This window comes from Seonamhaeicola sp. NFXS20 (assembly GCF_049132085.1).
Classification (GTDB): Bacteria; Bacteroidota; Bacteroidia; order Flavobacteriales; family Flavobacteriaceae; genus Seonamhaeicola.
In genome coordinates, this window is record NZ_JAFMPU010000011.1 from 73,821 (window position 1) to 96,545 (window position 22,725).

General features: G+C 31.2%; 15 protein-coding genes. 4 read left to right on the forward strand and 11 right to left on the reverse strand.

Going from position 1 to position 22,725, the window contains the following annotated elements; translation table 11 throughout:
• Nucleotides 1-29 precede the first annotated feature (29 nt).
• Nucleotides 30-764, reverse strand: a complete 735-nt coding sequence (locus tag J1D01_RS14275) for a hypothetical protein (RefSeq protein WP_421151291.1) — start codon at nt 762-764, stop codon at nt 30-32.
• A 117-nt stretch (nt 765-881) separates the two neighbouring features.
• Between J1D01_RS14275 and J1D01_RS14280 the strand changes: the two genes are divergently transcribed.
• Nucleotides 882-1,733, forward strand: coding sequence for a PPK2 family polyphosphate kinase (locus J1D01_RS14280; RefSeq protein ID WP_421151292.1), 852 nt, complete (start codon nt 882-884; stop codon nt 1,731-1,733).
• Nucleotides 1,726-2,292 (forward strand): hypothetical protein, encoded by a 567-nt coding sequence (locus tag J1D01_RS14285; protein WP_372937860.1) that lies wholly within the window; start codon nt 1,726-1,728, stop codon nt 2,290-2,292. Before J1D01_RS14280 ends, J1D01_RS14285 begins: the two co-directional genes overlap by 8 nt.
• Here J1D01_RS14285 and J1D01_RS14290 read toward each other — a convergent pair whose 3' ends face one another.
• From J1D01_RS14290 to lysA, 6 genes are all read right to left on the reverse strand, one after another.
• Nucleotides 2,293-3,477 (reverse strand): DUF1624 domain-containing protein, encoded by a 1,185-nt coding sequence (locus tag J1D01_RS14290; protein WP_421151293.1) that lies wholly within the window; start codon nt 3,475-3,477, stop codon nt 2,293-2,295. It abuts the gene before it with no gap.
• 164 nt (nt 3,478-3,641) lie between these two features.
• Nucleotides 3,642-4,589, reverse strand: a complete 948-nt coding sequence (locus tag J1D01_RS14295) for a nuclear transport factor 2 family protein (RefSeq protein ID WP_372937862.1) — start codon at nt 4,587-4,589, stop codon at nt 3,642-3,644.
• A 38-nt stretch (nt 4,590-4,627) separates the two neighbouring features.
• Nucleotides 4,628-5,566, reverse strand: a complete 939-nt coding sequence (locus tag J1D01_RS14300; protein WP_421151294.1) for an NAD-dependent epimerase/dehydratase family protein — start codon at nt 5,564-5,566, stop codon at nt 4,628-4,630.
• A 245-nt stretch (nt 5,567-5,811) separates the two neighbouring features.
• Nucleotides 5,812-7,695 carry a tetratricopeptide repeat protein gene (locus tag J1D01_RS14305; RefSeq protein WP_421151295.1) on the reverse strand — a complete coding sequence of 628 codons (1,884 nt, stop codon included), beginning with the start codon at nt 7,693-7,695 and terminating at the stop codon, nt 5,812-5,814.
• Between the two features lie 19 nt (nt 7,696-7,714).
• Complete coding sequence (locus J1D01_RS14310) at nt 7,715-8,458, reverse strand: LytR/AlgR family response regulator transcription factor (RefSeq protein WP_421151296.1); 744 nt, start codon at nt 8,456-8,458, stop codon at nt 7,715-7,717.
• 187 nt (nt 8,459-8,645) lie between these two features.
• On the reverse strand, nt 8,646-9,881 hold the full coding sequence (gene lysA, locus J1D01_RS14315) for a diaminopimelate decarboxylase (RefSeq protein ID WP_421151297.1): 1,236 nt from the start codon (nt 9,879-9,881) through the stop codon (nt 8,646-8,648).
• 200 nt (nt 9,882-10,081) lie between these two features.
• Between lysA and sucC the strand changes: the two genes are divergently transcribed.
• Nucleotides 10,082-11,272, forward strand: a complete 1,191-nt coding sequence (gene sucC / locus J1D01_RS14320) for an ADP-forming succinate--CoA ligase subunit beta (RefSeq protein ID WP_372938141.1) — start codon at nt 10,082-10,084, stop codon at nt 11,270-11,272.
• A gap of 32 nt (nt 11,273-11,304) precedes the next feature.
• Here the strand turns inward: sucC and J1D01_RS14325 are convergent, their stop codons facing one another.
• Nucleotides 11,305-11,568 (reverse strand): DUF1456 family protein, encoded by a 264-nt coding sequence (locus tag J1D01_RS14325; RefSeq protein ID WP_421151298.1) that lies wholly within the window; start codon nt 11,566-11,568, stop codon nt 11,305-11,307.
• 365 nt (nt 11,569-11,933) lie between these two features.
• On the opposite strand from J1D01_RS14325, the gene J1D01_RS14330 reads away from it, so the two are divergent.
• Nucleotides 11,934-12,347 (forward strand): TerB family tellurite resistance protein, encoded by a 414-nt coding sequence (locus J1D01_RS14330; RefSeq protein ID WP_421151299.1) that lies wholly within the window; start codon nt 11,934-11,936, stop codon nt 12,345-12,347.
• Nucleotides 12,348-12,410: 63 nt separating this feature from the next.
• Here J1D01_RS14330 and uvrB read toward each other — a convergent pair whose 3' ends face one another.
• The 3 genes from uvrB to J1D01_RS14345 form a co-directional block, all read right to left on the reverse strand.
• On the reverse strand, nt 12,411-14,414 hold the full coding sequence (gene uvrB / locus J1D01_RS14335) for an excinuclease ABC subunit UvrB (protein WP_421151300.1): 2,004 nt from the start codon (nt 14,412-14,414) through the stop codon (nt 12,411-12,413).
• An 86-nt stretch (nt 14,415-14,500) separates the two neighbouring features.
• Entirely contained in the window at nt 14,501-20,203 is a 5,703-nt protein-coding gene (locus J1D01_RS14340; protein ID WP_421151301.1) for a T9SS type B sorting domain-containing protein, read from the reverse strand.
• Nucleotides 20,204-20,383: 180 nt separating this feature from the next.
• On the reverse strand, nt 20,384-22,708 hold the full coding sequence (locus J1D01_RS14345; RefSeq protein ID WP_421151302.1) for a choice-of-anchor L domain-containing protein: 2,325 nt from the start codon (nt 22,706-22,708) through the stop codon (nt 20,384-20,386).
• Nucleotides 22,709-22,725: the final 17 nt, after the last annotated feature.

Sequence of the window (22,725 nt, forward strand, 5' to 3'; positions counted from 1 at the left end):
GCTCTGATTTATTTTCAGAGCCTTTTTTATTAAATATTATCTAACTCAGCTAAGTAAGAATTTGTAGCTTCTTTAATGTTGGTTAAAAAGTAAGCTGTTATTTCTTCCTTATTTTTAGCTAAGAGTTCGTCTTCACTTTTATTAGGTATTGAAAGCTCAAAACTACTTCCATATTGTTTTAGAATTTTATTGTAAGTTTCAATGTTTAAAGAAAGCGCATCTTCGTATTTGTTAATTAGGGCTTTCTTTTCAAGTATTGCTGCTTTTTCCTTTTGTTCAGCCAATTTTTTGGCAATAGCAGCTTCTTTTTTCTTTAATTCAAGTTGTTGTTGCTCAAGTTTTTCCTTTTCAATTTGTAAAGCACTTAAATTATCGGTTTCCTCTTCTTCTGTGTTGTTGTTTGCTGTAAATTCATTCAAAGAGTCAATAGTGCTTTTAGCAATTTCTCTAGCTCTTTTAACATAAAAGCGCCCGTCTTCAAAAGTTTCTTGAGACTCTACTTTTGCTAGTAATTCAGCGCCATCATATGCTAAATTATAGGCACTTTCACAACCACATTTTTTTAGATTGGTTTTTGCTTTTTCAAATGATTTTAAAGACTTTTCTGAGTAATACTTAAGATGGTCTAAATTATTAGATTCATAAGCAGATTTTACATTAGAATAGGCATAAATAAGATTAGAATCTGCATCTGCACAATAATCTTGAGCAAAAAATTTAGAAACACTTAAAAGTGATAATAAAACAATAAAAATGTTTTTCATGGTATTTGGGTTGGTTAATAAGTAGGTGAACCAAATGTATAAAAAACATAATTAATGAGCTTGCACTTCATCGAAATTATGGTTTTAGTATATTTATAAAAAAATAAAAATATACAGATGAGTGAATATAAAGTAACTTCTAAAATTTCATTAAAAGATAGACCCACCAAAGTTGTAATAGATGATGCCGAAAAACAATTAAAAAAAATAAGGAAGAAACTAGGGAAATTACAAGACACCTTGTATGCACACGGTAAATATGCTGTTTTAGTCTGTTTACAAGGTATGGACACAGCAGGAAAAGATAGTTTAATAAGAGAGGTTTTTAAAGATTTTAACGCTAGAGGTGTTGTGGTACATAGTTTTAAAGTACCTACTGAGTTAGAACTAAAGCATGACTATTTATGGAGGCATTATATTGCGTTACCAGCAAGAGGTAAATTTGGGGTTTTTAATCGTACGCATTATGAAAATGTATTAGTTACACGTGTGCATCCTGGTTATATTCTAGGAGAAAATATTCCTTCTGTAAATTCTGTTGAAGATATTGATGATGCATTTTGGGACAAGCGTTTTGAACAAATAAATAACTTTGAAAAGCATATTGCAGAAAGCGGTACTATTATATTTAAGTTCTTTTTAAATCTTTCAAAAGAAGAACAAAAAAACAGACTTTTAAGGCGATTAAATAAACAAGAAAAAAATTGGAAATTTTCTCCAGGCGATTTAAAAGAGCGTAAGCTTTGGGACACATATCAAGTGTGTTATGAAGATGCTATTAATAGGACCTCTAAAGAATATGCGCCATGGTATACAATTCCTGCAGACGATAAACCTTCGGCAAGATATATCGTAGCTAAAATTATATATGATACACTTAAAGAATATACTGATATTGAAGAACCAGAGTTAGATGATGATATTAAAGCTAATATTGAATTGTACAAACAACAATTAAAAAATGAATAATATTAAAAAGTTGGTTGTTGGTTTTGTATTATTGTTTTCAGCTCAAAATATAATGACACAAGAAGAGAAAAATTTACCATTTAGAGAAATACCAGAATATCCTGAAGAATATACATCTAATTTATTAGTAGCAAGAATGATTGATGGCTTAGGGTTTAGATATTATTGGGCAACCGAAGGATTAAAAGATACAGATTTAGCTTATAAAGCAAGTGAATCTGGGCGTACAAGTTTAGAAACTATCAATCATATTTACGGGTTATCTAAATTTTTAAGAAATAGTGTCTTAGAAAATGATAAAGATGCTAATAAAGAAGAACTTAGCTTTTTAGAATTGAGATCTAAAACATTAATAAACTTTAAAAAAGTTTCAGATACATTAAAAAATGCTAGTGAAACGTTTAAATTTGAAGATACTTCAGTGCCTTTTTGGAATATCATTAACGGACCAATTGCAGATGCGTTATGGCATTGTGGACAAATAGTGATGTTGAGAAGAGCTTCTGGTAACCCTTTTAATTCAAAAGTATCTGTGTTTAGTGGTAAACTAAAAGATTAATTATAAATAACTTAGCCACCATTTATCTTTATTGCTGGCTTTATAAATCATATAATTTTTACTTGGGAAGTAGAGTAGAGCAACAATACCTATCCAAACCAAATACACAATATAAAGTGAATAGCCATATTTTGCAAGCCCTATAATAGACCTGTCAGAGATGTTTGAAAGAATGTCTTGCCAACCTTCATTAAATAAAATAACACCAATAATTGCAAAACTGTGAATTACAAATATGTGTAAGAAATAATAGAAAAGAGGCACTCTACCAAATACTAAAAAGAAATCGGTTATTTTATTTTTAGCTTTTTCAATAGCTAATAAAAAGAGTAATGAAGGTCCTATGGTTATTAATATGTATGATAGAGATGGGGGATATTTAGTTACTTTAAAGAAAGACATTATGGTTTTTGTTAGGGTTTCTTGAGTAGACCACGGTGTTAAATCTCCATAAATATTAGTGCCTCTAATAATAAAAAACAGTGTAATAGCACCAATACCAAGTGTTAGTAGCCATTTTCTTCTAGTTTTAGCATTAAACCCTCTAGTATAAATTGAACCAAAGCAATATCCTAACGCAATGAGCCCAATCCATGGAATAACAGGATAAATAATATAAGCAAATCTAGTTTCACTTATTGGAATACTATTAGGTTGATGTAACATGTACCAAATGATAGATTGAAAGCTATTACCTTCAGCAATAATTTTATCTAGAAGATTATGACCCGCAACTAGAATAATGCCAATACCAAGAATAACTTTTTTAGGTAGAAAAACAAGAAAAGAAAGAGCAATCATACCTATACCTATAGCCCAAATAACTTGTAGAACTATTAAACTGTAAGTGTAATCAAAAGTCCAATTAAAGCTATTAACAAAAATTTCAAGAAAGATAAGCCATAAACCTCTAGTAAATAAGAATTTAAAAAGTTTAGGTTTTGTTTTATTACTACCGTATAGAAAAGCTGAGGTTCCTGCTAAAAAAACAAAAACAGGTGCACAATAATGAGTTATAAACCGGGTAAAAAATAATATAGGAGTTGTGGTTTCTATATTTGTAGGATTATCTAAAGAGGCCCCCAAATGAAAATAATCTCTTGTATGATCTAAAGCCATTAACACCATTACAACACCTCTTAAAATATCAATAGATTGAATTCGGGTTGATTTTATAACGCTCATGCTACTAAAGTAAGTTTTAATTTTTAATAAAGATGATTTCAGCTTTACATACTTAGTAGTAAGATACTACCATTTAAAATTTTAGTGGTTAAATTCATTCTTTTATAAAAAGAAACCAAAAGCAGCTTTTACAACGAAAGCTGCTTTTGGTTTAAACAGGTTGGTTATTTAGCATTTAATAACGCTCTACTGTAATAAATCATTTCGCTAGTAATTTTTCCATCGGCATCAAAACTGTTGCTAAAATGCATAGGAACTGTAATTTCTTTCTTGTCAGATTTACGTATTAAATGATAGTTCCACCAAGATAATACTTCGCGTCCTTCGCCCATTTCATATTCTAAATAATCAGGATACCCAATCATATCTATACTTACTATTTCAAAATTTTCTAGAAACTGTTCCCATAAAGCTTTTATTTCTGATTTTGGAGTTGATTCTCCCACTTGACTGTGAATACTGTGAAAAGTAGCATTATCACTGTAATAGCTCAGGCATTTGTCTAAATCTGAATTTTCAAAAGCGTACATGCCTTTACGAATAGTGTTTATATTATCATGATGGTTGTAAATAGTACCATTAGTTCTATTAACAAAACTGGCTCCTATTTCATCAAAAATACTTTCGTTAGTATAATTTATTATAGCTTGTATTTTGTTGTTTTTATTTAGAATAAAAAGTCTGTGTAACGGCATGTTTACTTTTACACCTGTTTTTTTGTGTACGCCTTTTATGTCTTCCCAATTTTGTACCCAAACTACATCTTCGTCATTATCTTTTTTATACTCAATGGCATCTGGATAGGCTCCTTTTGTCTGTGTTATAGAGAAATAATCAAGAACATCATTCCAGACTTTTGCAGAACCGGCAAATGATGCTTTGTCTTCTCCTTTAGGTTTGGTTGATAAACCTACGCCATTCCAAGCCTTAAAATCATCAGCTAGGTAACTTGCAACTTTAGTAGAATCTCCTGCTACAAAGGCTTTGTTCATGGCTTGAACAGTTTCAATGGCCGGATGTTCAATATAAACAGTTCCATTTGATTTTTTTTGACCAAATGCAGTAATTAAACTTGATAGGGCAATTACGAATAATAATGTTTGTTTTTTCATTTTATTGGATTTATGGTTAATTAATTTATTCTTAATGTTTAATTTGAAAAGCTATTTAAACTATCTTTTGCAGGTTTAAAGTAAATGCCTAAATCGGTTTTAATTAAATCGTTTTTATAAATGATTTGGGGATGATTTTTTGCGGGTTTGTGGTTAAGCATTTTGTGCATATCTGAAATTTTATAAGTTTCACTGCTCAATAAATAATCTTTGCCATGTAGGCCTTTTTTGGTTGCTATTTTGTAAATGGCTTTAGCTACGTCTTCTACATCTACTATGGCAAATGGTACGTCATTGTCAAAAAGAAATTTTATAAAATTGTTAGGAGCTATATTGTTTTTTACCAGATATTGTAGATTTCCAGAGGTAGAATCTTTTCTGTTTGATAGTGCTTTCCCCATAACGGCTACAGGAGAAACTGTACTAATTTCAAAATGAATATTTGGGTTGTTATTGATGAATTTTTCTACTACTTGGTTTGCTATAAATTTTGCTTGGGCATACGGGTGACTTTCTGTGCTTGAAAACCGAGAGCAAGATTCATCAATGGTATCTGTGAAATTTTTGCCATTTGGCGGAAACGGAAAGTTTGTATTCCAACCTGCTACTGATGCAATAAAAACAACTTTTTCAATGCTTGGAGTAAGAGATATAACCTCCAGAAAATTTTTGGTACCTTCAATTGTAGGATTGAATAATTGCGTTTGAGGGTCTGTAACATCTAAAATAAATGGAGTACCACCATGAACAATAATATCACAATCACTTACAAATTCTTTTAAAGAGGTTTTGTTTGTAATGTCCATTTCACTTATATACAGATTGTCTGCGTGTTTTAGTGTCATTAAATGTCCGTATTTGTCTTCACGAGAAATATCGGTAGTTGATACTTTCACTTGGTAGCCTTTATTTAAAAATATTTTGGTGACGTGGCTTCCTATAAACCCTGAACCGCCTATAATTCCTATTTTTTTCATTTTCTTTTAAATTAAAAACCTACATTTTAATATTGAAATATGTTAGTTTCAATGCATGTAGGTTTTGTTTTTTTGATTGGTTACTTAATAAAAATGACTAACTCAAGTGTTATAACTTGTGTCTAAGTAAGGCATAAAAAGAGCTAGGAAAAAGTGATTAAGGACGAAAGGGGTATAAAAGTGAGCAGAAGAGGTAATTTATTTACCGAAGACTATAAGTGGTTGCAAATAAATTACTTATGTTTTTAAGTGGTGGCTTTAAGATTAAATTTAAAAATAAAAGAGGTGCCATTTTTATTTTTTTCTGTCATAGAGCCATTAAGTTGAAGGGTAAGTAAGGATATTAATTGCGAACCAAAGCCAGTGCCTTGTGTAACGTTGGTTTTACCAATACCATTATCGGTAACTTCTAGGTGTAAAACATCATTAGTTTGTTTTTCCATCTTAATGGTTATAGTACCGTTTTTGTTATCTGGAAAAGCATATTTTACGGTGTTGGTTAACAGTTCGTTTATAATTAAACCTAAAGGAATTGCTGTATCAATATCTAAGTCTAGTTTATTCATTGCTAGAATTAGATTTATCTTTTTTTCAGCATTTAAACTGTCTAAAATGTTTTCACTTAAATTTAAAACGTAATCTTTCATTTCTATAGCGCCTAATTTTTCACCTTGATATAATTTTTGGTGCACAATACCAATAGAATTCACTCGGTTTTGATTTTCTAACATGGTTTCTTTAGTGTTTAGGTCGTCTATTTGGGCAGATTGTAATGAAAGTAAGCTAGAAACAACTTCTAAATTATTTTTTACCCTGTGGTGCACTTCCTTTAATAGTAATTCAATTTTAGCATTTTTTTCAGCTAAAAGTTTATTTGTTTTGCTTCTATTGCGGTAGCTTATAAACCCAAAAATTAATAATCCAAGTAAAAGCGCAACCAAACCAAAACTTAGAGTTTGAATTAAACGTTGTTGAGAAATCTTAGTTTGTTGAATTACAATGGTTTCTTCTTTCTTGTTTGTTTCGTATTGAGTTAATAATTCAGACATTTTAGCATCACTTTCTATTGATGCAATACTGTCTCTAAGTGTATAAGCTTTTTGTTTAAAGTTTAAAGCTTCTTTGTAGTTTCCTAGTTTATTATAAATGGTACTAACGTGGTTGTAATTTTCTATTAAATTTGAAACGTCATTGTTTTTTTCTTGTAGGTTTACGGTTTCTAATTGATAGTTTAATGCTGTTTTATAGTTTCCTAAAAGCATATTTACTTCGCCTAAATTTGCAATAACAGTATTTGTGGCATTGGGGTAGTTTGCTTTTTTTGCTAAGGCTAAACACATTTTATAACTTTTTATAGCCTCTTCATATTTGCCAAGTCTTTTATAAGCATTGCCAATGGCATTAGTAACATCAGATTCTGTAGGTAAACCTAAGTTTTGTTCTTGAGCTATGGTTAAAGATTTTTTATAATAATTTAAAGATTGTGTATAATTATTTTTTGCCATAGCTACATTACCGGCATTAAAATTAACATAGAATTTCTCTGAGGTTAATTGGTTGTCTTCTGCAATTTTTATGGCTTTTTGGGCATATTCTAAAGCTTCGTTTAATCGGTTTTGGCGTGTTAAATCTTCAGATACCCGTGTTAAACCACTACAAATGCCTTGTTTATCATCTAGTGCTTCCATTATTTTTAAGGCAGAAAGATCTTTTTGTAGTGCAGCATCTAGATTGCCATGTTTTTTGTCAACCCAAGATAATTTAAAAAGTGTTGTAGCTTTTCCTTTTTGGTTATTAATATCCTCATAACCTTTTAGGGCTTTGTTAAAAAAGATAATAGCAGAGTCTAACTGTAACAAATTAGCATGCATTCTACCTTGCATTTCGTAAAATTTAGGTTGCCAAGTTTTGTTTTCTACCTTTTCAGATAATTGCACACCAAGTTTTGAAAATTTTAATGCTTTTCTCATATCCTGGTTAAAAGCAATATCTACCATATCACTAATTATTTCAAGCTGTTTTGTAGGGTCTGTTTCTGAGTTTAATTGCTGTTGCAGTTTATTTATTGTGGTGTTTTGACTATATCCTATAAAGTTTAAAATTAAAAATAAGAGTAGAGTGTTTTTCATAGATGAGAGATGGAGTTGATTACACTTTTTGGATAAGTTGTAGCAATTGTTTTTTGGAATCTGTACTTATTGGAATGGCTTTTTTTGAAATAACAATATGGCTAGTGGCTATTTCATCAATATTTGAAAGGTTAACAATAAACGAACGGTGTACCCTAATAAAGTGTTGGTGGGGTAATTTGTCGTTCATATCCTTAAGAGTTGTAGATAATAAGTACTCTTTATTTTTACAATGTATTCGGCAATAGTTTCTTTCGGCTTCAATATAAAAGATGTCTTTTATGTTAACTCGTACCATTTTTTCGTGATGGCGCACAAAAATACAATCGTTTAAAATGATAGATGAATCTTTTACTTTTTGCGTTGAAGTATTAGGGGGTTTTTCAGGCTGTATTCTATTTATGGTTAATTCAATGGCTCGTTGTAAATCTAATTTTTTAAATGGTTTAGAAATAAAAGCATGAGGGTTGGTTTTTATAGCTTTTTTAAAGTGAGTGTTATCTGAATTTGCTGTTACGTAAATTATAGGAATCTTAAAATCTTGTTGAATAATTTGGGCTGTTTCTATACCAGTAAGAGTGCCTTTTAAATTAATGTCTAGTAAAATAATATCGGGTTTATTTTCTTTTATATGTACTAAGGCATCTTCGCCTTTAGGTATAATACCCGTTACATCATAACCTAAATTACTAAGCTGTAATGATGTATTAGCAGCAATAATCATCTCGTCTTCAACAATTAATATTTTAATTGCTTCTTTCATTAGAAATGGTGACGAGAGTAATAAAAACTATTAAAATAACTGAAACACAATTTACACATATAAGTCTTTTTATTTAAGTTGCTATTATTTAAAAAGACCTAGGGAGGAATCATAAATGTAGATATAATCTTTGGATAAAAAAAATGCTCAACATAAGTTGAGCATTTTAAGTAAGTTTATTGTTGATTTATTTAGCTAGTTCTTTTTTCTTTTTTGAAGAAAAATCTACTTCAATTTGGTTTCTAGTTATATCTTCAAAAGTTTCTCTTTTTCTAATTAAATGGGCTTTGTTATTGTGCCATAAAACTTCGGCAGGTCTAAACCTAGAGTTGTAATTACTAGCCATAGAAAAACAATAAGCGCCTGCATTTTTAAAGCGAAGAATGTCACCTTCAGTAATTTCATTAATACGCCTGTTGTTTCCAAATGTATCTGTTTCGCAAATATAACCTACAACAGAGTAGAAACGCTCTCGACCTTTAGGGTTAGAAATATTGTCAATTTCATGGTGTGACCCATAAAACATAGGACGGATTAAATGGTTAAATCCAGAATCAACTTGTGCAAACACGGTAGAAGTAGTTTGTTTTACAGCATTAACTTTAGTTAAAAAATGACCAGACTCACTAACCAAAAATTTACCAGGTTCAAAGGCTAAGGTTAAATCTTTGCCATATTCTTTACAAAATGCATTGAACTTAGCCGATAATTTTTCACCTAACTCTTCAATATTAGTTTCTATATCACCATTTTTATAAGGCACTTTAAAACCAGACCCAAAATCAATGAAATCTAAATTTTTAAATTGTTTAGCGGTTTCAAACAATATTTCACTGGCATATAAGAAAACTTCAATGTCTAAAATATCACTACCAGTATGCATATGAATACCGTTAATAGTCATATTGGTGTTTTCAACAATACGTAAAATATGCGGTATTTGATGAATTGAAATTCCGAATTTAGAATCTATATGACCAACTGATATATTAGCATTACCACCAGCCATTACATGAGGGTTTATTCTAATACAAACAGGAATATCAGGATGTTTTGTACCAAATTGTTCTAAAATAGACAGATTATCAATGTTTATTTTAACCCCCAATTTAGCAGCTTGTTCAATTTCTTCTAAAGATACACCATTAGGTGTAAAAATAATTTGTTCTGGGGCATACCCAGCTGCCAAACCAAGCTGAACTTCTTGTAATGAAACCGTATCTATACCAGAACCTAAAGCATGTAAAAGCTTTAATATAGAGATGTTAGATAATGCTTTAACAGCATAATTTATCTTTAAACTTTTTACATTTTTAAAGGCATTAGTTAAGCGTTTATATTGCGATTCAATTTTTTCGGCATCATAAACATAAACAGGGCTTCCAAAATCTTGTGCTATTTTAAGCAATTGATTTTCCGTCATAACTTTTCAAATTTTTGCCAAAGATATTTTATTCAAGTGAATAAAAAATAAATAACTAAAAAATAATACAAACTAAACAAAATGTTAAATAATTAACAAAATATAAAAGTTTTAAAATAAAAAAAGTTTTAAATAATAATTATTAGCGAAAGTAATCGCTATTATTTACATTTGCTTTTCTTATAAATAATGAGCGAATTATGAATTTACACGAATATCAAGGTAAAGAAATATTAAGCAGTTTTGGAGTGCGTATCCAACGTGGTATTGTTGCCCAAAATGCAAATGAAGCTGTAGCTGCTGCAAAACAATTAACTACTGAAACTGGTACTAGCTGGCATGTAATTAAAGCACAAGTGCATGCAGGTGGTCGTGGTAAAGGTGGCGGTGTAAAGCTTGCTAAAAACTTGCAAGAGGTTGAAGATATTGCAGGTCAAATTATTGGTATGAACTTAATTACACCTCAAACATCTGCCGAAGGTAAAAAAGTTCATCAGGTTTTAGTAGCCGAAGATGTTTATTACCCAGGTGAAAGTGAAACAGAAGAATATTATATGTCTGTTTTATTAAATAGAGGTACCGGACGCAATATGATTATGTATTCTACTGAAGGTGGAATGGATATTGAAACAGTAGCCGAAGAAACACCACATTTAATTTTTACTGAAGAAATAGACCCAGCAGTTGGTTTATTGCCATTTCAAGCAAGACGCGTAGCCTTCAATCTTGGTTTATCTGGAACTGCGTTTAAAGAAATGACCAAATTTGTGATGGCTCTTTATACAGCTTATGTGAAGTCTGATTCATCTTTATTTGAAATTAACCCAGTTTTAAAAACTAGTGATGATAAAATTTTAGCAGTTGATGCTAAAGTAACTATTGATGATAATGCACTTTACAGACATAAAGATTATGTTAATTTAAGAGATTTACGTGAAGAAAACCCAATAGAAGTAGAAGCTAAAGAAGTTGGTTTAAATTATGTAGATTTAGATGGTAACGTAGGGTGTATGGTAAACGGAGCAGGTTTAGCCATGGCAACCATGGATTTAATTAAACAAGCAGGAGGTGAGCCAGCAAACTTTTTAGATGTTGGTGGTACTGCAGATGCGGCTCGTGTTGAAGCAGCATTTAAAATAATTTTAAAAGACCCTGCTGTAAAAGCTATCTTAATTAATATTTTTGGAGGTATTGTACGTTGTGATCGTGTAGCACAAGGTGTTATTGATGCTTACAAAAACATGGGCAATATTAATGTGCCTATTATTGTACGTTTACAAGGAACAAATGCCGATATTGCTAAAGAATTAATTGATAATTCTGGGTTGGCAGTGTTAAGTGCTACAGAGTTTCAAGAAGCAGCAGATAAGGTACAAGAAGTATTATCTTAAAACATTAAATAATTTTCAAAAAAAGAGCAATTCTATGAGTTGCTCTTTTTTTGTGCTTTGTTTTTATTTCGTTTTTCAGGCATTGGGCCTCTTAAATGAATTACTAAACCATTTAAAAAATTACGTAATATTTGGTCGCCACATTCCATATATTTTGGGTGGTCTTCTCTTCTAAAAAAGGCACCTAATTCACTTTTTGATATCCTAAAGTCTACCAGTTCTAAAATTTTCACAATATCATCATCTTTTAATTTTAGAGCTACTCTTAGCTTTTTAAAAATATCATTATTGGTCATTTGTGAAATTTATTTTAAATAAAGGTAGCAGTTTATCGATAATGCATAAGAGGCATTTCAATTTTAGCGTTTTTGTATTTTTTGTAAAGATACCTAATAGTAACTCTTAAGTTATATTTATTTTAAATTTTTGTTATTTTTTAAAATACTGATTATAAGGAATTTACATGTTTTGTTCGTGTGTTTTTTTAAAATAATTAGAAATAATTAATTACAAATAAAGATTTTTTTAATTAAAATTTGAGATGAAATAAATAAAAACCACGATTAAAAACGCCCTATTTTTCGATAAGTTACATTATATCCACGATTAATAAATTACTCTTCTGCGTAACTTTATATTGTAATTAATTAATCCCTGAAAAATGATTAATAGAGTAGAAAAATTGAGTCTTTTATCAGAAATGATAGCTTTTGCAAAATATGATAAGGATATCAAAGAAATAGAATATAACTTTTTATTAGGTGTAGCAAAACAGCTTGACATCTCTCGTGAAGATTTTGAGTATTTAATAGATCACCCAGTTAATTATACACATTTAAAATCTCATAGTGAGCGTATAGTTCAATTCCATAGGTTGGTATTACTTATGAATATAGAACAAGAATATAGAGGAGAAAGTAAATCTACGGGTGTTACTAAGCTTTATAATTTTGGTTTACGCATGGGGTTAAGTCATGAATCAATTACTAAGGTGTTGTATTTAATGGAAAGTTTTCCTAATAAAATAGTACCACCAGATGTATTAATAGATATTTTTAAGACACAGTATAATTAATAACAATCTGCTAAGTTTATGATAGTGTTGTGTTAGCCTTCGGGTGTTAAAAAAGCTAAAAGTTTAAACTTTTAGCTTTTTTAATTTTTCTTGATAAACTTTTATTTCATCTCGTAATTTAGCAGCTACAATAAAATCTAAGGCTTTGGCAGCTTCCTCCATTTGTTTACGTCTTTCTTTAATCTTTTTTTCTAATACAGGTTTAGTTAAATATTCACTTTCTGGTTCTGCAGCTTTTTTTGCATCTAATTCATATTTATAAGTGCTAACCGAGTTTTTAGCTAAAGCGTTATCTAAACTTTTATTTAGAGCTTTTGGTGTTAAGTTGTGTTTTGTATTATAATTTATTTGTTTTTCTCGTCTGTAATTGGTTTCATCAATAGTTTTTTGCATGCTTTTGGTTATTTTATCTGCATACATAATGGCTTTACCATTAATGTTTCTAGCAGCTCTACCAACAGTTTGTGTTAATGAACGTGCAGAACGTAAAAACCCTTCTTTATCAGCATCTAAAATAGCAACTAAGGATACCTCTGGTAAATCTAAACCTTCTCTTAATAGATTTACACCAACTAAAACATCAAATAAACCTTTGCGTAAATCTTGCATTATTTCAACGCGTTCTAAAGTATCTACATCACTGTGTATGTAACGGCATCTAATTTGAATTCTATCTAAGTATTTAGTCAACTCTTCAGCCATTCGTTTGGTAAGGGTAGTTACTAAAGTGCGCTCGTCTTTTTCAACGCGTTGTTGTATTTCTTCAATTAAATCATCTATTTGGTTTAAACTTGGGCGAACTTCAATTTCAGGATCTAGTAACCCCGTTGGTCTAATGACTTGTTCTACATAAACGCCATCTGTTTTTTGCAATTCATAATCTGCAGGTGTAGCACTTACGTAAATAACTTGGTTTTGTAAGGCTTCAAATTCTTCAAATTTTAATGGTCTGTTATCTAAAGCAGCAGGAAGCCTAAAACCATATTCAACTAAGTTTTCTTTTCTACTTCTATCTCCACCATACATGGCATGTACTTGTGATATTGTCACATGACTTTCATCAATTACCATTAAAAAATCATCAGGAAAATAATCTAATAAACAGAAAGGGCGTGTTCCAGGTTGCCTGCCGTCAAGGTATCTAGAATAATTTTCAATACCAGAACAATAACCAAGTTCACGAATCATTTCAAGATCAAATTCAGTACGTTCTTTTAGGCGTTTAGCTTCTAGGTGTTTTCCAATTTCTTTAAAATAATCGTATTGTTTTACTAAATCATCTTGAATATCTTTTATAGCATTTTGTAACACATCAGGTGAGGTTACAAACATGTTTGCAGGATAAATATTTAAACGGTCAAATCTTTCAATAACCTGATTGGTTTGAATATCAAAAGATTCTATTTCTTCAATTTCATCTCCAAAAAAATGGATACGATAGGCGTTATCAGCATAACTAGGAAATATATCAACGGTATCTCCTTTTATTCTAAAATTACCATGATTGAATTCTGCTTCGGTTCTTGAATATAGACTTTGAACAAGTTGATGAAGGAGTTTTGTTCTTGAAATTTCTTGATCTCTTTCTAGTGTTACCACATTTTTTTGAAATTCAACAGGGTTTCCTATACCGTATAAACATGAAACTGATGCTACAACTAAAACATCTCTTCTGCCTGAAAGTAGAGAAGATGTAGTGCTTAAGCGCATTTTTTCAATTTCTTCGTTTATAGATAAATCTTTTTCTATATAAACACCAGAAACCGGAATGTAGGCTTCTGGTTGATAGTAATCATAGTACGAAACAAAGTATTCTACTGCATTGTTTGGGAAAAACTGTTTAAACTCTGAATATAATTGGGCCGCTAAGGTTTTATTATGAGCCAAAACGAGAGTAGGGCGTTGCACCTCTTCTATAACGTTTGCAATGGTAAAGGTTTTACCAGAGCCAGTTACACCTAATAAGGTTTGATATTTTTCATTGGAAATTATGCCTTTAGCCAGTTGCTTAATAGCTTGGGGTTGATCTCCTGTAGGACTAAATTCTGATTCTATTTTAAACCGCATATTACTCTAAATGCTTAAAGTATTTAAAGTGTCTAAATTACTTAAACTTGTTGTGATATTGAGTTTAAGTTAAAAAAAATTATAGTTTATCGTTTTAGCGTAAAATGACCAGTGTATATTCTGCCATCTTCTAAAAACACTTTAAACCAATAATCATCTGTAGGCATTTTGGTTCCTCTAGAGGTGCCATCCCAACCATCTTGAAACGATGAAAGTTGCTTTAAAAGTTTTCCGTAGCGGTCAAAAATTAAAACTTTACTGTTGGGTTGAAAAGCAGCATTTACGCCAATAATTTGCCAAAAGTCATTATAGCCATCATTGTTTGGAGTGAAAAACTTCATATAACCTAAAACAGAAATATTTAAAGTAGAAACGCCACAACCATCTTTATCATTTACATAAATAGTATAAAAACCTGGTTTTACGTTAGTAAATTCGGGTTCATTTTGGTATGAAATAAAGTTAGAACCTTGTTCTACTAAAGCATATTCATAATTACCTTGACCAAGGTTTGTTGGGTTAATGGTTACGGAGTTATTATTTTCGGTAAAATCAACAATGGTTACATCATCTAATGTTATGGTTGCAATTTCAGATGCGTTTACAAAAATGTCTCTGGTTCTTGAGCAGCCTGTACCATCAGTTTTTGTTAAGGTAACATGATATATTCCTGGGGTTGAAACCCAAATTGTAGGTGTTGTTTCTGGTAGTAGTTGATTTGTTGTGTTACCATCTAAACTAGTCCAACGCCACTCATAAGTAAAGGTTTCAGAAGTGGTTTCTACAGGGTCTAATTCAACCGTAAATGTTGGGTCTGATGTACATACAATATGCTCAGAATCTATGTAGAATTCTGGTAACGGATTTACAATTAAATCTATTGTGGTACTTGCGTAACAATTAGTATTAATAGGGTTAATTACATTAACGTTTATAGTTTGATTTGTTGAATTTAATGGGTTGGGTAATGTAGGACTGTTAGTTACCAAGACACCGTTTTCATCAATATAATCAAAATAAATTTCCATGTTAGATTGCGTTCCTAAAATAGTGCTTGCAAAAGTAGAAGTGTTAAATGGGTAAAAGCCATCATCATCTGTATCTCCACTATCTCCATCGCAAACTATTTGGGGAGAAACTGTGGCTGCAATAACGGGTTGTTTATCTACTATAAATTCTAAGGTTGTTTCATCATAACAGGCACCATCGGGGTCTTGTGTTGTATTGTTTGTAACTGTTACAGCTACAGTTTGTGTTTCTGTTAAAAAAGGATTAGGAAGTGTATTTGAAGTTACCGCTGCACCATTGATGTCAACATAATTATAGGTAATAGTTACATTAGATAATGATTGACCGTTTAAAATTTCTGATTCTATTGAAGAAGTATCAAAAGGATAAGAAATATAGGTGTCAGTAATGTCAAAATCACATTGTCTTTTAATAGAAACAGAGTTTGCAACAGGTAAGGCTTCAACAATTAAGAGGTTTGTTAGTTCTTCAAGTCCTAAACAGTTATTACCTAAATCACTTTTTACGCGTACCCAAATGGTTTGTATATTGGGTGAATTGGTATTTTGGTGATTAGAAATATCTGTAATTTCATTGGTTTCTAATTCAGCATCCATTAGGCTTTCATAAAAATGCACCGTTACATTAAAAGTAGAAAAAAGGGTATTAGCAATATAGTCTCTTATGTGCGAAAAATCAAAAGTTGAAACACCATCTCTTACATTAATACCATCATCGCATTGATAAATAGAAGCAGGGTTGTATGCATTTAGAACAGCACTTGAAGGACTTACGTTAAGTGTTAAAGGTACTTCTTTGTAGCAACCGTTGGGGTTTTCAACTCTAACCCAAACCGTTTCTGGAGTAAATCCTAGAGTGTCTTGATAATTATCTGGATTAGGTATTGGATTAACACCACTTTGAGCATCACTTTGATTATAATAATAACTAAAGGTTAAACCTTCTGAAAGGTAATTAGGGTTTATCTCTTCTTTTATTAAATCTAATGTTAAATTAAAAAACGCTTGTCCATCATTTGATGCATCATCACATTGCGTGTAGGTGTTTGGTGTATTTGCAGTTGGTAATGTGTAAACTTCAATGTTAAACATAGTATCAGAAAAACACGACGTATTAGCATTATTTGTTACCCTAACATAAATGGTTTGGTTGTTAGGTGTCATATTGTTATAACTATTTGGGCTTGTAATTTCAACAATACGAGCGGCATCAATAAAATAGGTTACTGTAAAATCTGAAGGGCTTTGACCATTTAAAATTTCGGTTTCTTTTTGTGTTAAATCAAAGGTTTTAAAACCATCAGTATCTGTGCCAACAGAGGTATTGTCGCATTCTTGAAGTGGGGTTACTGATAATGAAGGTGTAGGACTTTCATAAACTTCTAAATTAAAAGTAGATATGTCATAACAAGTAGTATTAGCATTATTTTCAACACGCGCATATATGGTTGTATTACCACTCTCAAACGGACTTGTAATTGGGTTTGCATTATTTTCTGCATCTAGTTGAGATTCATGATAGGTAATAGTAAAGTTTGGGTTGGTGTTAATACTGTTGTTTTGTGAGGTTAAATCAAAAGGCATTGTACCGTTATTATCATCATCACACAATAACATATTTGGAGCTGTATTGGCTACAGGAATCTCATTTACAGTAATATTTATATTGGTTGAGTAAATACCACAGCTATTGCCTGTTCTGTTTAAAAAGGCTCTAAAAGTGTAATTGTTAAGTGTTAAAGGAGCATTGCTTATATTTAAGTTGAAGGTATTTGTACCAGAAAAGGTTGCATCATTATTTAAGGTTGCCCATGTGGTACCGTTATCTGTTGAAAACTCCCATTGAATGGTTTCGGCATCATTTGAAACTAACGGAATTGTAAAGTCTGAATTTTCACAAATAACAGCAGCCGATAAATGATTGTCTATGGTTATAGGGGCAAAATCTAAATAATCTGTGTTGGGTAATGAATACCCATCTGATGCATTTGAAACTAATCCATTAGCATTAACAGTTACTGTAACATCTCCTAAATAATTATCAGAATTACCATCAGAAAAACCAGCTTCAATAACATCACTACAAGTGTCTCCATCACTATCAGCATCAATGTATGAGAATATAGTATCAGAATCATAATCATTTAAAGTATAGCCTATAGTGTTACTGTCGGGTGAGGTTTCAGCTGCATCTGCCCAACCATTTACACCATAATTGGGGCCATCTTCAATGCCATCTAAATTGGTGTCAGAGAGGGTACCTAATTGCCCCGTTTCAATTAAATCGTAGATACCGTCATTATCAGAATCTAAATCGTAAAAATCAACTACACCATCATTATCAGTATCTATTGGAGCAGAAAAGTTGTTGAAAACATCATCTAAACCATCAAAATTAGTGTCAATCCCAGAAAGTGTTACAATGGTTCCAGAGCGTTCAATAATATCAGGAATACCGTCGTTATCACTATCTAAATCTAATTCATCTTTAATGCCGTCATTATCATTATCATTTTTAAAACAGGTAAGCGATATGTTTGCTGAAAAAGTAGACGAGTCTGTTAAATTGCTCAAGTTGTGAGTTAGTTCGAATTCATCAATCTGATTTGAAAAAAAGTTGAAAGGTGTGTTCCCATTGGGATTGGGGTTGTACTTAAAATGAATTTCAGAACCAGATATTTGTGTGATTCCTACTTCAAAAATGCCATCAAAATTAGAATCTATCATTAGTCTATCGTCTGGGTCTACTAGAGTTATATTTTTATTTGTTGGCAAAATTTTAACAATGAAGTATTCTCCGTCGACTGAATTATGAGTGTATAATACATCTTCAGATAACTTTACGTTAACAGGTTCTGTAAATGTAATGTTATAATTACCCTGAGCATTTGCAGCGTTACCAACAACACTGGTAAAGTTACCTTGATTATCTCCAGAAAATGTGTTGGAATTTCCAGAACTATTGGTTTGCGAATAATTGCCTGTAGCAATTGTATTGTTTGTTGAAGCGTCTTGGAAATTTAATATAGGCTTGTTTAAATTGGTTATGTCTAATGTGACATCTCCTCTAGATTCTGTACAATTTAAAATGCCATCGTTGTCATTATCAATATCTAGGTTGTCTATAATACCGTCATTATCAATATCATCAGGACAGATACTTACAGGAACTTCAACAGATTCTAATGTTTCACCAGTACAAGTTATTATTCCAATTAATTTGTATTTACCTGGTAATGTTGGTGTTATAGAAGTAACATTTGAAGCGTGTAGTTGAAAACCAGAACCATCATCATAATACCATTCGTAACTATCAAAATTTTCAGCATTGGCAGCTTCTAAGGTTATATTAGGGATACAGTTACCCAAGGTTGCAAATTGCACATCAAAATTAATTTCAGGATTTGAAGGAAACCCGGAATAGAAACTACCTGAAGTTGCTGCACCATTTACATTAAAGTACGCCACGTAAAGTTCATCATCACCTTGAACAGTAATGTTTCCTAATAATCCGGTTATTCTGTAGGTTACATAATCTGGATTACCAGAAACAGTACTTGCTGTTCCTGTAAAAACAGAACCAGTAATAGAAGAGGTAACATTAATTGAAGCCCCAACTTTGGTTACAATAGAAACTCCACTTTCTTCAGAATAATCTGTACTACCAATTACATCAATAAAAGGTATATTATCTATGTTTCCTCTGGTTTCGCAACTTAAAGGAGGTACAAAAAACATTCCTTGGTTGGCCTCAGAGCTTGCACCAAGACCTTGGTATGCAAAAACGTCTTCGCTAGTTTCAACATACATGTTACCATTAACATTATAATTATTTCCTTCTATTAAATAATATTCTCCTGCGTTTATTGTGCTAACAGGATTGCCATTAATACTAATTAAAGTGTTATTGGTGTGTGCTACTAGTAACACATTTTCCCAGTTGTTGCTGCCAGCACCTTTTACAAAAATATATTCGTTACCTATTTTAGAAAGACCCGCAATTTGATCTATTCCGTAGTCTCTACCATTTCCATTATCAAAACTGCCATTAGCAGAACCACAGTTGGTAACTATAGGTTTGTTAGAAGTTACTAAACAACCAATTAAACCATCCATTAAATTATTTACAGTTGGTCCATTTTCTAAAGCATTTATAGCAACAATATAACTTTCTCCTTCATTTAAGGTAACGCTTATAGGTTTGGTACCTGAGTAATTTTTAATAATTAAAGCCGAAGGCAGATCATTAAAAGTTACTTGTGTATCATCTTCAGTAGCCATTACCGAAACAAAACTTAAATAGTTGTCTTGGGGGTTATCACTTGTAAAAGAACCGATTCTAAACGAGGTGTCTAAAGCAGAAAGTCCTTTACTAACTAAGGCTCCAGCTTGAGATCCTCCACCTGCATTTAATCTTATTGATACGTATATTGGTGCTTCTGCTTCAATAATATAGCCTTTATTATTTGTAACTGTACTTGTTGAATTAGAAGAAACAAATAATTGGCTATTACCTGTGCCTATATATTGTACTTGTGGAGATGTATTTGATACATTGCCTGTAATATAGCTAGTTGTTGGTTGCCCAACAGGAATTATAGTATATGGCACCAAAGAATTATTTGGTGTTGATATGTATATATATTGGTCTTCTGGGTTTGCATTTCCAGAGGCAGAACTAGTTAAAGGGGGTATGTAATGCTTTTTACTAAGTTGAGAATAACTATAACTAGAAATTAAGACTATTAAAATAAATAGCAAATTTTTTAATAGGGAGCTAGTTTGCATTGCAAGTTCTGTACTTTGGTTGCTAGTAAAATGTTGGTTGAAAATTAAACCAACGCCTAAAATAAATTAAATAATTTACTTTAGACTATATATAACTTTAAAGGTTTAATTGTTTTAGATGAAAAGCTCTATAAACAAGAAATAAGGTTATTACTATCGTTTAAGTGTAAAATGCCCTTTAAATGATGTTCCATTGGGTAATAAGGCAACATACCAGTAGTCATCAGAACTAAGAGGTTTTCCTGCAAAGGACCCATCCCAACCAGATTCTATAGGATTAATGGTTTTAAGGAGTTTCCCAAAACGATTAAATATTTGAATTTGAATATTAGAATTAAAAATTTCATTAACTCCTAAAGGTTTCCAAGTATCGTTATACCCATCATTATTTGGGGTGAAAAATTTAGGAAAACCAAGAACAGCAATTTCTTCTTCAATGATACCACAACCGTTTTTATCTAAAACAAAAATGGTGTGAAAACCAGAAGAAATGTTAGTGAATACCTTATTGTCATTAAAAATTTGCGAATCTAGTGCGTATTGATAATCGCCTTCACCAGTAACATTAACTGTAACAGAGTTGTTTGCTGAGGTTTGTTCAATTTCTATATTATCAATAGTAGCAATGTTAGAAGCATTAACTAAAATATTTGATGAAGCAGAACATCCATTTGAAAATGATACGTTTACAGTATATGTGCCAATTTCATTAACTTCAATACTTGATGTGTTTTCAGAAAGAAGTACGTTATTAAAATACCACTCAAAAGTGGGGTTGTTGTTTGTGCCATTTAATAAACCAGAGTTTATGGTTATAGTATTTGGAAAATAGTTTAAGCAGTATATGGTATTACTACTTTCATTAAAAATAGGAGGTTCTAAAACTTGTAATTCTAATGTTCCTATAGCATAACAAGAGCCATTGTTGGTTTTTGTTTTAACAAAAAGAGTTTCATTATATTCAATTGTATTGGTATATGTACCAGTTATAATATTAAGGCTATTTAAAGCATCTTGTTCGGTTTTATAAAGTTGAACAGTTAGGTTATTGTTGATGTTTTGTTCTATATGATTTATTAAATCTGAAACATTAAATTCTGTTAAGCCATCAATAATGTTATCATCACAAGCTATAAAAGGAGGAATATTGATACTTTCATTTGAAATATCTAAAGTTAATTCTGCTATTGAAAAGCACCCAAAAGAATTTTCAACTCTAACATAAATTATTTGTTGAGGTGATGTGTTTTGAAAAGATTCAGGATTTTGAATAGGATTTAAAGTATTTTGAGCATTAGTATATGAGGTGTAGAAACTTATATTAACACTATTGCTTCCATTGGTAATGTTTTGTTGAGCATCTAATAAATTATAGGTGGTTAATCCATCTTGATTAGCATCACATTGAATTAATGTAGTGTTTAATGTTACAGGACTTTGTGAATATTCAACAATAATTTCTCCGTAGGCAATACAATTATTTTCTAAAGTAACTTCTACAGTATAAGTTCCTGCATTTTCAACTAAATAAGTAGCATTAGTTTCGCTTAAAATTTCGTTTCCATCTTTAAACCATTTGTATGTGTTATTTCCAGATTGAAACGCATCTAGTGTTAAAGTTTCGTTTTCGCACAAGGGGTTGTTGGTAGAAATTAATCTATCTGGACCTAAATCTGTACTTAATTCAAAACTACCGGCTTCTAAAAATACGGCAGAGTCGTAACGATAATTTTGTTCATCTGCAATAACCAACTTAACATGGTATGTTTCATTAGGAATGGTATTGGCTGTTGCAGTTAAAACAGCCGTTTGTCCGTTAAAGTTTATGGGTGCTGTTTGGTCATTCCAACTGCCAAAATAGGTTGGGTTTTGTGCAGCACATCCGTTTGGTATTCCTGGGTGTACGGTTGTAACTTTTACAGGTGTTTGTGTATTTGGAATAAGTGCAATATTGGTATATTGAGTGTCATTAACATTTCTAATTAAAAACCCAAATAAATCAGAATATTTGCAAGTGTTATCATTATTTTCTTGATATTCTTCTGAAGCAAATAAATACCTAAAACTTACAAAATTTGAGGTAGAAGTAAATTCAAATTCAATAATAGTGGCATTGAGAGTGTTGCTCTCATTAAGAATGTTTTCTAAGTCATTATCACCATTCCAGTTGAGTGCATCATCATCACTTAAATTATTGTTGGGCCCTTCAACATTACTAAGTCTGCCAGTACTTAAAACAATGCCATTTTGAAAAGGAAACGAAGTTCCTGTGGCATCAAAATAGCCATAACTTTGGTCAGTTCCGTTAAAATTTCCACCTATTACATTTGTTACTGAAACATTTTCAATACAATTACTATTAATTAAAATATCTTCAATAAGTTGTTGTGGAGTATAGGTTTGACTATCTACTTGAATATTTTGGGCAAAATTTTTAAAGCTAAAAACTAATAGAATAATGTAAATATAGTATTTCATGTATTTTGTGGAAATGA

Excerpts from the sequence above, each read along its gene's own strand:
- J1D01_RS14275 (WP_421151291.1), bottom strand. The coding sequence starts at position 764 with ATGAAAAACATTTTTATTGTTTTATTATCACTTTTAAGTGTTTCTAAA.
- J1D01_RS14280 (WP_421151292.1), top strand. The coding sequence starts at position 882 with ATGAGTGAATATAAAGTAACTTCTAAAATTTCATTAAAAGATAGACCC.
- J1D01_RS14285 (WP_372937860.1), top strand. The coding sequence starts at position 1,726 with ATGAATAATATTAAAAAGTTGGTTGTTGGTTTTGTATTATTGTTTTCA.
- J1D01_RS14290 (WP_421151293.1), bottom strand. The coding sequence starts at position 3,477 with ATGAGCGTTATAAAATCAACCCGAATTCAATCTATTGATATTTTAAGA.
- J1D01_RS14295 (WP_372937862.1), bottom strand. The coding sequence starts at position 4,589 with ATGAAAAAACAAACATTATTATTCGTAATTGCCCTATCAAGTTTAATT.
- J1D01_RS14300 (WP_421151294.1), bottom strand. The coding sequence starts at position 5,566 with ATGAAAAAAATAGGAATTATAGGCGGTTCAGGGTTTATAGGAAGCCAC.
- J1D01_RS14305 (WP_421151295.1), bottom strand. The coding sequence starts at position 7,695 with ATGAAAAACACTCTACTCTTATTTTTAATTTTAAACTTTATAGGATAT.
- J1D01_RS14310 (WP_421151296.1), bottom strand. The coding sequence starts at position 8,458 with ATGAAAGAAGCAATTAAAATATTAATTGTTGAAGACGAGATGATTATT.
- lysA (WP_421151297.1), bottom strand. The coding sequence starts at position 9,881 with ATGACGGAAAATCAATTGCTTAAAATAGCACAAGATTTTGGAAGCCCT.
- sucC (WP_372938141.1), top strand. The coding sequence starts at position 10,082 with ATGAATTTACACGAATATCAAGGTAAAGAAATATTAAGCAGTTTTGGA.
- J1D01_RS14325 (WP_421151298.1), bottom strand. The coding sequence starts at position 11,568 with ATGACCAATAATGATATTTTTAAAAAGCTAAGAGTAGCTCTAAAATTA.
- J1D01_RS14330 (WP_421151299.1), top strand. The coding sequence starts at position 11,934 with ATGATTAATAGAGTAGAAAAATTGAGTCTTTTATCAGAAATGATAGCT.
- uvrB (WP_421151300.1), bottom strand. The coding sequence starts at position 14,414 with ATGCGGTTTAAAATAGAATCAGAATTTAGTCCTACAGGAGATCAACCC.
- J1D01_RS14345 (WP_421151302.1), bottom strand. The coding sequence starts at position 22,708 with ATGAAATACTATATTTACATTATTCTATTAGTTTTTAGCTTTAAAAAT.